At 47.3% G+C, this 12,566-nt stretch carries 9 protein-coding genes; 3 read left to right on the top strand and 6 right to left on the bottom strand.

The window, feature by feature from the left end; all coding sequences use genetic code 11:
- Positions 1-27: 27 nt before the first annotated feature.
- The 6 genes from clpB to obgE form a co-directional block, all read right to left on the bottom strand.
- The gene (clpB, locus tag EL173_RS07120) at positions 28-2,634 is read right to left on the bottom strand and encodes an ATP-dependent chaperone ClpB (protein WP_005689251.1); all 2,607 of its coding nucleotides are present in this window, start codon (positions 2,632-2,634) and stop codon (positions 28-30) included.
- A gap of 113 nt (positions 2,635-2,747) precedes the next feature.
- Positions 2,748-3,074: a LapA family protein gene (locus EL173_RS07115; protein ID WP_005686475.1), complete on the bottom strand. Its 327-nt coding sequence runs from the start codon at positions 3,072-3,074 to the stop codon at positions 2,748-2,750.
- 13 nt (positions 3,075-3,087) lie between these two features.
- Positions 3,088-3,873, bottom strand: a complete 786-nt coding sequence (locus tag EL173_RS07110) for an SDR family NAD(P)-dependent oxidoreductase (protein ID WP_005689249.1) — start codon at positions 3,871-3,873, stop codon at positions 3,088-3,090.
- 177 nt (positions 3,874-4,050) lie between these two features.
- A complete protein-coding gene (gene rnz, locus EL173_RS07105) occupies positions 4,051-5,010 on the bottom strand; it encodes a ribonuclease Z (RefSeq protein ID WP_005689247.1) in 960 nt (319 codons plus the stop codon).
- Positions 5,011-5,224: 214 nt separating this feature from the next.
- Positions 5,225-7,219, bottom strand: a complete 1,995-nt coding sequence (locus tag EL173_RS07100) for an acyltransferase family protein (RefSeq protein ID WP_005689245.1) — start codon at positions 7,217-7,219, stop codon at positions 5,225-5,227.
- A 40-nt stretch (positions 7,220-7,259) separates the two neighbouring features.
- Positions 7,260-8,546: a GTPase ObgE gene (gene obgE, locus EL173_RS07095; protein ID WP_005689243.1), complete on the bottom strand. Its 1,287-nt coding sequence runs from the start codon at positions 8,544-8,546 to the stop codon at positions 7,260-7,262.
- A gap of 249 nt (positions 8,547-8,795) precedes the next feature.
- On the opposite strand from obgE, the gene EL173_RS07090 reads away from it, so the two are divergent.
- From EL173_RS07090 to EL173_RS07080, 3 genes are read left to right on the top strand one after another with little or no spacing between them, the layout of a single operon-like run.
- Positions 8,796-9,545: a DeoR/GlpR family DNA-binding transcription regulator gene (locus tag EL173_RS07090; protein WP_005686487.1), complete on the top strand. Its 750-nt coding sequence runs from the start codon at positions 8,796-8,798 to the stop codon at positions 9,543-9,545.
- Complete coding sequence (pfkB, locus tag EL173_RS07085) at positions 9,542-10,456, top strand: 1-phosphofructokinase (RefSeq protein ID WP_005689241.1); 915 nt, start codon at positions 9,542-9,544, stop codon at positions 10,454-10,456. Before EL173_RS07090 ends, pfkB begins: the two co-directional genes overlap by 4 nt.
- Before the next feature lie 9 nt (positions 10,457-10,465).
- Positions 10,466-12,439 carry a PTS fructose transporter subunit IIABC gene (locus EL173_RS07080; protein ID WP_005689239.1) on the top strand — a complete coding sequence of 658 codons (1,974 nt, stop codon included), beginning with the start codon at positions 10,466-10,468 and terminating at the stop codon, positions 12,437-12,439.
- Positions 12,440-12,566 lie beyond the last annotated feature (127 nt).

The raw sequence follows: 12,566 nt of genomic DNA, 5'->3' as shown, positions 1-12,566 counted from the left end.
TTACAGAATAATTCAGCTATTACAGGCTTATGACTTCGCTGCTACTTGTTTTGCTTTGAATTGCAGCTGATCATCCGCAACGGTTATGACCACTTCCTGACCGGGCTGAATCGTTCCGCGAATGAGCTCTTTGGCTAACGGCGTTTCAACGGCACTGGTAATTAGACGCTGCAACGGACGCGCACCAAATGCCGGGTCATAGCCCTTATCCGCCAACCAGGTCTGAGCTTCTGGCGTGATGTCCAAACTAATTTGCTGGTCTGCCAAGCGTGTTCCCAGCTCATGCAGATCCTTAACGGCAATCTTCTTAACATCATCTAGTGAAAGTGGATGGAACATGATGATATCGTCAATGCGATTGAGAAATTCCGGTTTAAAAGCTTTACCGATCAACTGACGAACCTGATCCTTAGCTTGCTGACTGACAGTTCCGTCTTTTTGCACGCCATCCAGCAAATATTCAGAGCCGAGGTTAGAGGTCATAATGATGATCGTGTTCTTAAAGTCAACGGTGCGTCCTTGCCCGTCCGTTAACCGCCCATCGTCTAACACTTGCAAAAGAATGTTGAAGACATCCGGATTGGCTTTTTCGATTTCGTCTAATAGGACAATCGTATACGGATTGCGGCGAACTGCTTCGGTTAATTGACCGCCTTGTTCATAACCGACATAACCCGGAGCCGCACCGACCAACCGTGAAACACTCGCCTTCTCCATATATTCGGACATATCAATTCGAACCATGTGTTTTTCAGAATCAAACAGATCCTCGGCCAGCGCTTTTGCGAGTTCGGTCTTCCCCACCCCGGTCGGACCAAGGAAAAGAAAACTCCCTAATGGTCGGCTTGGGTCTTGCAGTCCGGCGCGCGAACGCAATACCGCATCTGAAACTGCCGTGACGGCTTCATCCTGACCAATGACACGCTGATGCAGATTATCGGCAAGATGCAGCAATTTTTGACGATCGCCTTCAACCAGTTTTGCCACGGGAATACCGGTTTCTCGTGAAATAACAGCAGCAATCTCATTAGCCGTGACACTTTCTTGAACGAGCCAAGACTGCGGCCGATCACTGTGCTCCATTGCCTGCAATTCTTTTTCAAGTTGTGGAATCGTTCCGTGTTGCAAGCGCGCAGCCGTTTCCAAATCATACCGACTTTGGGCATCTTCCAGTTCATGCTTAGCTTTGTCAATCGCCGACTTCTTTTCGTTAAGTTGGCGAATATCCTTCTTCTCGGCTTCCCACTGTGCTTTGAGTTTATTGGTTTTTTCTTTTAAATTGGCTAATTCGGCGTTTGCATTTTCCAGGCGCTTTTTACTTGCGGGATCACTTTCATTCTTTAACGCCTGCTGCTCGATTTCAAGCTGCATCTGCTTACGCTCCGCCACGTCCAGTTCAGTTGGGCGCGAGTTCATTTCAACATTAATCGTGGCACAGGCTTCATCGACTAAATCAATCGCCTTATCCGGTAAAAACCGATCCGTAATATAACGATTGGATAATGTCGCGGCTGCTACCAAAGCCGAATCATGAATGCGCACTTTGTGAAAAATTTCAAACCGTTCCTTCAAACCCCGTAAAATACTGATCGTATCTTCCACAGTTGGCTCTTGTACCAGCACCCGTTGGAATCGGCGCTCTAATGCTTTATCTTTTTCAATATTTTCGCGATATTCGTCCAGCGTCGTCGCACCGATTAAATGTAACTCGCCACGTGCCAGCATCGGTTTAAGCAAATTGCCGGCATCCATTGATCCCTCAGCTTTGCCAGCACCGACAATGTTATGAATTTCGTCAATGAACAGAATGATTTGACCTTCACTCTTTTTGACTTCTTTCAAAACGGCTTTCAGACGCTCTTCAAATTCACCGCGATACTTGGCACCGGCAACCAAACTGCCCATGTCGAGGGAAATAATCGTTTTATTCTTTAGATTGTCTGGCACGTCATTTTTAACGATACGCTGCGCCAAGCCCTCCACAATCGCTGTTTTACCAACACCCGGTTCTCCGATCAGAACTGGGTTATTCTTGGTTTTGCGACTTAAAATCCGAATCACATCGCGGATTTCTTCATCGCGACCGATAATGGGATCCATCTTGCCGCTGCGTGCTTCTTTAACCAGATCAGTCCCGTATTTTTCAAGACTCTTATAATTAGCCTCAGCGTTTTTACTGGTAACTTTCTCGCCGCCGCGAATCTTGGTAATGACTGCCCGCAGCTTTTTGGCGTCAACTTTGGCATCATCCAATAAATAGCGGGTAATCGTGTTGTAACGCTGCTCATAGAGTGCCAGTAACAGTGCCTCGGTAGAAACATACGTGTCACCAAACTCATCTTTGATCGTATCGGCATCACTTAACATCTGCGCCAGATTCTGCGACATGTTTTGGCCGTATGCGCTTGCGCCTTCAATTACCGGCTCTGCGTCAATCGCAGCGTCAATCGCGGCATTTAACCCGTGAATGTTGACGCCGGCTTCACGATAAATCTGCTCAGCTAATTGATTGGGCTGCACCAGACTTTTCATGACGTGGGGAATATCGATTTCTTGATGGTGGCGGACTTGGGCAATTTGTTGGGCAGCACCCAAGGCTTCAGCCACCGCTTGCGTAAAATTATCTGGATTCATCCATCATGCCTCCATAACTGTTCATTGTTTTCAAATTCACTTTACGATATTGGTCAGTTAAGGTCAAACTATTTTAAATAAAAAACGCGAACAAAATATCCGCGTCGTTTCGTTTAGTTTTTGGATGTATCAGAAGGCGTTTCTTTTGGTGCCTGAACCGGTTTCGGCGCCGGTTTTTCGTTTTTGTTTGTCTTGGTCAATTCCGTTACGCGCTGTTGAAGTTCTTTGATCTGCTTCTTAGCGCTCGCAACGGCACTGGTGGAGATTAACCAGGTTACCACCGCGCCGATCAGTACGGATACTGCGATAATCACAATCAGCGGCCACTCTAACTGAATGCCGAAGAAGTTAACGGACACCCCTTGGCCGTTCAGTAAAGCAAAAATAATCAAGATTAAGGCAAGAACCAGTCCGATAATAAAACGTTGCTGACTTTTCATGTGAGCCACCCCTTTACTTTTTATTAAGCATACCACCGGCTAGCCAATCACCGATACCTGGAAATAATGTATATAGTTTAGCCCCAAGACTCATCACGCGCGGTGCATTGATTTCCCGCACCGGATGGTCAAATGTCCCAACGATTCGGCGCGCAAGTTGATCCGGATCCAATGCCAGCCAGGAAACGGTTGCGAGATAATCCAAAGCACCGGCTGCCTTGAAAAAATCCGTCGCAATCGGACCGGGATTAACCGTCGTGACATGAACGCCAAATGGTTTAAGTTCGAGCCGCAATCCGTTGCTATAGCCGATCACTGCAAATTTTGTTGCTGAATAAATGGCTGATTTTGGGGTAGCCATTTTACCAGCCATTGAGGCAACATTAATAATCTGTCCCTGACCGCGTATTGCCATATCACGACCCAACAGTTTGGTCAGATACATAACACCTAAAACATTAACCCGAAACATCCGTTCGACTAACCGCATATCCGTGTCAAAGGCATTTTCAAAGTGACCAAAACCGGCTGCATTAACCAAAACATCAACCGGTCCAACCGTTTCGTGAATTTGATCAACCGCCGCTTCAATTGCCACCGGATCACCCACATCTACTGGAAAAGCATAAGCCGGATGTCCGGAAAGCGCCGTTGCTTCAGCCTGAGCCTGACGTAATTTATCCCGGCGCCGCGCCAAAAATACAACCGTCGCACCATTTTTCGCCGCCTCGAGTCCGATCGCCTTTCCCAAGCCAGCCGATCCGCCAGAAATGACAACGGTCAGATGTTTTTTCACCATAAAGTTCCCTCCTGAGCACGTGTGAGTGTGAACTGGTACCGATAATCGTCAAAAAGTAAGGAGTCGTGACGCGTCCCTATACTTCTGCGCCAGTTTTCGCATTTCAACTCGGTGTATTGCCTAAATTTCCCGTAATCTTCAACAACGCTTGCCTGATGTCTCATCAAACCGGAATCGTCATTTAGCGGAAACAGTCGGTTGCAGTTGCGGACTTGCAAATGGAATGTTAATTTCCTCCAAATCTCTGACAACATGCGTTTGCGGGAAAATATGCCGTGCACTTTTTTCTAACATTGCCACACTAGGGCCAAGATAGCGTGCTGAAATATGATTTAACAACAGCCGACCAACGCCAGCTCGTTTCGCCAACTCGGCTGCCTGAAGATTCGTACTGTGATAATACTGCTTGGCCAGTTGACTTTCATCCGGACCAAACGTACTTTCATGAACCAAGACATCTGCCCCGGCTGCTAATGGTAAGGCCCGACGACACATACGCGTATCGCCAAAAATGGCCACTGTCCGACCCGGTTGTGCTGATCCGATGAAGTCATGACCATCAAAAGTCCGACCATCCGGCAATGTGACGGTTTTGCCTGCTTTCAACGAAGCATAAACCGGTCCAGCCGGAATCTTGGCGGCACGGACCTTATCAATCAGTAACTCGCCCGGGTGTGGTTTTTCTTCAACCCGAAATCCAAAACTGGTAATCCGATGATCAAGTCGATCAAAACTGACTTTGAAGGTCTGATCGTCAAAAATCACGCCTGGATGTCGTAACAACACAAATTTAATTGCATAACTCAAATGACTCTGAGAAACCTTCAAACTTGTCTTAACAAAGTCCTCAATCCCCGGAGGTCCATAAATCGTTAACGGTTCAGTGCCGCCTTGATTTGCCCGACTAGCTAAAAAGCCCGGTAAGCCAAAAATATGATCACCATGCAAATGGGTAATAAATACTTTGGCAATTTTCCTCGGTTTGATCGTGGTCTGTAAGATTTGATGCTGAGTTCCTTCGCCCACATCAAACAACCAAACCTCATTGCGCTCATCAAGCAGCTTGAGCGCCAAACTGCTAACATTGCGGACTTTGGAAGGTGAACCTGCGCCTGTCCCCAAAAATTGAATTTCCATACCATACTTCCTATTCTGTCAAACTTCACTTTGTAGTCTACCACAAGTTCTCTGCGATTATCCCGGAATCATTGCTGTCATAGACTTTCACGCCGTCTATTTTTTCTAAACCGAGTCGCCAATATTATAAAAAATCGAGCTTAGAGAATGGCATGACCTCTAGGCTCGATTTAACTGAACAATGACCGTTCACTAAAGAACGTCATAAAAACGGCTATTCATCAATCTTTTCCAAAATAGTTTTGGCAACAAACGCCGCATACTCAGGATTGCCGGTTGGATTCATATGCACCATATCATTGTAGAACCAGTCAGGATGACCATCGGATTTATGGAACCAGTCAATAACCGTCAGATTTTTGTACTGCTTTTGGGCAGCATCTAATTTGCTATTGACATCATTTTGCCATGCGCGGGTCGGTACGCGAACATTAATCCAGAAAACCTGACGATCAGGTCCGATGGCTTGCATCATTTGGGCTAATTGATCGTCCGAAAACGGTCCATTGGTACCAAGACCGATCACAACAATATTCGCCAACACACCTTTTTCAGCATAACTGCGCACCAAGTCAATGCTATTAATCATTTGTCGGGAAACCGCGGCATCAATCACCGCTTTTGGGAAAAGCTGTTGAAGTCCCGGCTCACCGTCAAGCATAACTGAGTCACCGACTGCCGTGAAGGTAACATCCTGAGCTTGCTGAAGTTGAATTTGGGTTAGCCCATAACGTTCATAGTCCTGATTCACCGGCTTTGTTTTGGCCTGCGAAGCGTATCTGGATTGTTGCGCGCGCGAACTTGACGACTCATCGGCCTTATTTTTATCCGCTTTTTTCTGCTCTGACAGACTGGAGCGCATTGCTTCCAGACGTTTAGCCTTTTCTTTAGCCGACTCACTGTGTCGCTTCAACTGCTTTGCCAGAGGTGAATTATCACCCACCGCCTTGGCTGAAGGTGCCTTAGCGAGGCCAACGCTCCCAATTGCCAAAATAATAACAGCGGCATAACTGATCCAACGGGCCATACCCATTCGTTTTTTGGGGTCAACCAGTGCCTTAAGAAAGTCCCAGGTTTTATGATAATCAAAATGCGCGGCCGGCTGCTCAATCAACCGATAAGAAATCTCTGTAATCAGAACAATCAAAATCACTTCAATCACAGGATATAAAACCGGATGATCGGCAATGTTGCGGAAACGATTCTCCCAGAAGATCATGACCGGAAATTGATAGAGATAAAGGCCATAACTGCGACTGCCGATATAGCTAAACAGCGGGTTCGTCAACAAGCGATCAAAATGCGCGGCCGGATGCGCAACCACTGCAACCAAAATCGTTGTCAAAATGGAGAAAAGGACCATGCCCCCTTCATAAAGAAAACTACTCTGGGCATCGACCGTGAAAACCATCGTCAGTAACCCAACAAGGCTCACCGTTCCGATTAGATCGAGGCTGAAAACCCATTTGCGCGGTAAATGCGTCGATAACCGACTGCTCGGCCAAATAAAAGCCAGTGCCGCACCGAACAGAATGGAAAACGCACGGGTATCCGTCCCGTAGTAAAGCCGACTTGGGTCAAAGGCCGCTGGCGACGTGTGGGCAACCGTCATCATGTATAAGATCGCCATCCACGCGCCGCTAACAGCTGCCAGGATCAGAACAATATTGGCAATTTGATGCCGATTTTTAACCAACAATAGTAAGCCCAGAACCAAAAACGGCCAAATAAGATAATACTGACCTTCAATTGACAGCGTCCACAAGTGCGTAAACGGCGATTCTCCATTCGCATAGCGGGCGAAATAGGATTGCCCATTTAAAATCTGCCACCAGTTATAAACATATAACAGGTTTGTCAAAACCATCATATGCAGGTTATGCAATAGATTCTGCGAGAAAAGCGTAATATAGGCCGCCGTACCAAACAAAACGGTGATAAGCGCCGGATAAAGTCGCTTAAATCGGCGAATAAAAAAACTTTTAAAGTCAATGTGCCGATAGCGGTCAAATTCTATCAGGAGGCCATCCGTAATTAAATAACCGGAAACTACCATGAAAATTGGGACGCCCAGATATCCGCCCCTAAAAAGTTCAGGACGTAAATGATATAAAATAACACCAATAACACCAATTGTCCGTAACCCGTCGAATCCATGGATATACCGACGCTTTCGTTTGCGCGTCTGTTTCACTTGAGGCCCCACCATTCTTTATAAAATTAATTCTTTACAACATGCTGCTCGAAGATTATTCAACAAACTCAAAAGTAAAATCATCAATAGCGACTAAATCGCCGCTTTGTGCACCGGCCTCACGCAAGGCATCGTCAACGCCCATGCTCCGTAATTGGCGTGCAAACCGCATGACTCCGTCTTCATGATCAAGATTGGCCATTTTAAATGCCCGCTCCACCTTCTCGCCGGTTAGAACAAAGGTACCGTCACTATCACGCGTCACTTTCAATGCTGGTTCCGGCGTGTACTTGTACTCGGTCGATTGAACCGGTTCCTGTTTTGGCTCGAATTGCGGTGCCGTCTTCAAGACTGTTGCGGTTTTATGCATCAAAGGCATGACGCCGCGGTGGGTCAGGCTTGAAATTTCAAAAATATTAGCCGGATCAATACCGCGGTCAACTAAAGCTGCCTTAAAGCTGGCAAACCGTTCCGCTGCACCCGGCAAATCCATCTTGGTGGCAACAATCAGTTCTGGACGCTTTAAGATATTTTCGTCATAAGCGCCTAATTCTTTACGGATTTGATCATAATCTTCCAGCGGCTCACGGCCATTTTCCGGATCCATCTCAACTAGGTGCAATAAGACCCTAGTCCGTTCAACATGGCGCAAAAATTGGATGCCTAAGCCAACACCCTGTGAAGCGCCCTCAATCAAACCCGGCAAATCAGCCATTACAAAATCGGTGCCATCATCCAACTGCACCATCCCCAAATTGGGAACGAGCGTCGTAAACTGATAGGCAGCAATTTTAGGCTTAGCCTGGGTCACCACTGACAACAAGGTGGACTTACCGACAGACGGAAAGCCAACCAAACCGACGTCAGCCAACACTTTCAATTCCAGCTTAATAAACCGGTGCTGGCCGGGCTCACCGTTTTCCGCAATTTCCGGAGCGGTATTTTTAGGCGAGACAAAGTGAATGTTGCCGCGTCCACCGCGACCGCCTTTTGCCACGACCAACTCTTGTCCCGGTGCAGTAAGATCGCCGAGGACTTCACCAGTATCAGCGTCCGTGACCGTTGTCCCAGCTGGTACGGCAATTCGGCGATCTTCAGCAGCGCGACCATACATCGACTTACCTTGGCCGTTACCCCCGGCTGGCGCTTTAAAGTGCCGTTGATAGCGAAAATCCATTAAGGTTCGTAAGCCTTCATCAACATATAAAATAATGCTGCCACCGCGGCCGCCGTCACCACCGGCTGGTCCGCCAAACGGCACGAACTTCTCGCGCCGAAACGCGACCATGCCGTCACCGCCTTTGCCCGCCTGAACTTCTACTTGTACCTGATCGACAAACATTGGCGATCCCCTTTCTGAAAAAACATAATTTTTAATTATACGCGTTATCGCGCTGTTCGCATAGTAAATCAGATGCCTTTTTCATTTTAACACGTCCAAGACAAGGACTCACACTTCAAGCGCAACAATATCGTAAAAATGTAAGGCAAAATGAAAAGGTTCGAATTGTGACAGCAGTGAATGTTTTTAACGGTTTTAGGTTGATTTTGAACGTTTCATCAGTATAATGAAGGACGAGGTGAAACGAAAGTGCTTACAGAAGAACGGCGACAATACATCCTTGCTCAATTGCAACAACATACCGTCATTAAGTCTAAAGCGTTAATGGCCGCGTTGGATGCATCGGAATCAACCATTCGTCGCGATCTGGATGAACTTGAAGCAGCCGGCGAACTTAAACGGATCCATGGCGGGGCCAAGCGTGTCAACGGTCTTGGCGATGAACCGGACGTGGCAAGTAAGTCAACGCAAAATTTACGGGCAAAACAAACCATTGCTCATGCCGCTGCTCGCCAAGTTGAACAAGACGATCTGGTCTTTTTGGATGCCGGGACCACCACGGCCCAGTTGATTCCTTTTTTGGCCGATCTTGGGGTCACGGTTATTACGACCGGGGTTGATAATGCCTCATTGTTAGCCGATTATCAAATTCCGACCTTAATGCTTGGCGGTATGGTCAAGTCAGCAACCAAGGCGCTGATTGGCGCAACGACTGCGGAAGCACTTCATCATTATCGTTTCGATATCGCCTTTATCGGTACAAATGGTATTCACCCTGAATTTGGGAACACCACACCAGATCCGGAAGAAGCCGTGATCAAGCGCTTGGCCATTCACCAAGCGCGTCAACCGATCATTCTCGCAGATCCCAGTAAGTTCGAACAGGTCAGTTTCGTCAAATTCGCCGATATTGGCGATGCAACCATCCTGACCAGTTCACTACAAGGGCTTCCAGCGAGCTATCAAAGGTATCAAAATATTAAGGAGGTTCATTCTTGATCTACTCAGTTACGCTCAACCCTTCGATTGATTATGTCATTGAGTTGCCTCGGCTTAACCTTGGCGCTGTCAATCGTTTGGCCCACGACGTTAAATTGCCAGGTGGAAAAGGCATCAATGTGAGTCGTATATTACAAACACTCGGCTTGCCCACAACTGCCTGGGGATTTCTTGGCGGATTCACCGGGACGTTTATTCAAGATAAGTTAGACGAGCTTGCCATGCCTTGCGATTTTACAAAAATCAAAGGTGATACCCGGATAAACGTCAAGCTCAAAGCAGAATCGGAAACCGAACTCAACGCCAGCGGCCCTGCTATTAGCGAGACCGAAATTGCCGACTTTAAAGCTAAGCTGACCAACCTAAAATCAGGCGATGTCGTTATTATGTCCGGAAGTTTGCCTAAAGGATTACCAAGCACATTTTATCGGGACCTCATCCCCTTAATTCATGCGCATGACGCAGACTTCGTGATTGACACCACCGGCCAGGCACTACTGGATACCCTTTCCGATCATCCCCTAGTTGTGAAACCAAATCACCATGAATTAGCTGCTCTGTTCAATGACGCACCATATACCAGTCATGAGGCAATTATCAAAGCCGGTCGCCGCATACTTGATTTAGGCGCACAACATGTTTTGATCTCGATGGCAGGCGGTGGTGCCCTCATGATTGAGCAAGATCATGCCTGGTTCGGTAACGTACCAAAGCAACCTGCTGTGAACTCAGTCGGTGCAGGCGACAGTATGTTAGCGGGTTTCACCGGAACTTTTGCGCAAACACATGATGTTCTGGAAAGCTTTAAGGTTGGAATCGCATGCGGTTCTGCAACCGCTTTTTCTGAGGATCTTGCCACTGCCGACAAAATTGCTGCCGTTAAGCAGACGATTACGATTAATGAAGTTTAGGAGGACAAAATGGACATTCGTGACTTACTATTAAAAAATGTCATGATCATGGATCTCAAAGGCACCACTAAAGAGGCTGTGATCGATGAAATGGTTGCCAAATACCACGCGGAAGGCATTGTGACTGACGCTGACGAATATCGCAATGACATTTTAAAGCGTGAATCAGAATCAACTACCGGCATTGGTGAAGGTATTGCGATGCCACATGCCAAAGACAGCGCGGTTACCCGGGCTACGGTTCTATTTGCCAAAAGCACTAAAGGCGTTGACTTTAATGCATTAGACGGCCAGCCCGTGCACTTGTTCTTCATGATTGCTGCTCCCGAAGGCGCCAACAACGAACACTTAGCTGCTCTAGCTGCCTTGTCTTCACTTTTGATCAATCCAAAACTGGTCGCTGACTTAAAGCAGGCTAAAACCCCTGATGAAGTCATTGATCTTTTTGGAAAAGCACAAGCGGAAAAAGCAGCCAAGGATAAAGCTGAAGAAGAAGCGGAAAAAGCCCAAGAAGCCAAGGACAAAGCCGCTAAGCAAGCTGAATTTAAAGACGAAAAGCGCAAAGAACGGCCATTTATCGTTGCCGTTACTGCTTGCCCAACCGGGATTGCCCATACGTACATGGCCGAAGCAGCCTTGAAAGAAACTGCCGAGAAAATGGGCGTTGATATTAAGGTCGAAACCAACGGCTCTGAAGGCATCAAGCACAAGCTAACCGATGCTGACATCAACCGTGCGGCCGGTGTCATCGTTGCCGCAGACAAAAAAGTTGCGATGGACCGGTTTAATGGCAAGAAATTATTGAACCGCCCTGTCATTGACGGCATTAAGAAACCGCAAGAACTGATCGAAGAAACCCTTAAAGGTCAAGGCCAAGTCTTTCACGCTGCTGGTGAAGCCAACACCGAAGCCAGTGAAAGTGAGGAGACTTCCGGCGGCACCGTTTGGAATCGCATTTATAAAGACCTCATGAATGGTGTCTCCAACATGTTACCATTCGTTGTTGGCGGCGGGATTATCATGGCGATCTCATTCATCCTGGAACAATGGCTGGGTAAGACCTCTATGTGGTTCACGTTCACGAATAATCTGGGTTCTTTTGCTTTTAGTTTCTTGGTCCCGGTATTAGCTGCTTATATTGCCGAATCTATCGGTGACCGCCCTGCTTTGATGCCTGGGTTTGTCGGTGGTTATATGGCAACCGTTGCTTCGGCATCGGTTGTGAAAGCGCAAAACCCGGCCGGCTTCCTTGGCGGTCTGGTTGCCGGGTTTGCTGCCGGCTGGATGATCGTGGGTCTTAAGAAAGCATTGGCCAAGATGCCGCGCTCATTAGACGGTATGCGGACCATTCTCCTTTATCCAGTCATCGGTCTTGCGATTATGGGGCTGTTAATGTTCTTCATCATCAACCCGATTTTTGCAGCGATTAACGGTGCACTCATTAACTTCCTTGAAGGTTTAGGTACTGGTAATGCCATCATCATTGGGGTCATCCTAGCCGCAATGATGAGTATCGATATGGGTGGTCCTTTCAACAAAGCGGCCTATACGTTTGCAATTGGCGTTTATCAAGCATCTGGCTTTAAAGATGGTCGCTGGATGGCTGCCGTTATGATCGGCGGTATGATTCCACCATTGGCTATCGCGGTTGCTTCCACTTTCTTCCCGAAGAAATTCACCCTACAGGAACGCAATGCCGGCTTATCTAACTATGCGCTTGGTTTAACGTTCATTACAGAAGGTGCGATTCCGTTTGCAGCAACCGATCCATTGCACATCATCGGTAGCTCCGTAATAGGTTCTGCGATTGCCGGTGGTTTAACTCAGCTCTGGCACGTTAACGTTCCGGCTCCTCATGGCGGTGTCGTTGCACTCTTACTAACCGATCAGAAATTTGGCTTTATCATGTCATTGATTATCGGAACCATCATCGCCGCACTGATTCTTGGCTTCTGGCGTCCAGTTGCTAAAGAGAATCGCTAAGTCAAGATAAGCTTGTAAGCGTCACTTAATAGCGGTCATGGCTTAAATTAAAAACTCGCAGCTTTGAAATGCGCTGCGAGTTTTTTTGTCCGTTTGAATGACGCTTTTTAAATTCGGTTTGTGGCTT

It is taken from the genome of Lacticaseibacillus rhamnosus, assembly GCF_900636965.1.
In the GTDB taxonomy this organism is placed as follows: Bacteria; Bacillota; Bacilli; order Lactobacillales; family Lactobacillaceae; genus Lacticaseibacillus; species Lacticaseibacillus rhamnosus.
The sequence above is the reverse complement of the archived record's forward strand: the minus strand, read 5'-3'. Positions and strand labels throughout refer to the sequence as shown.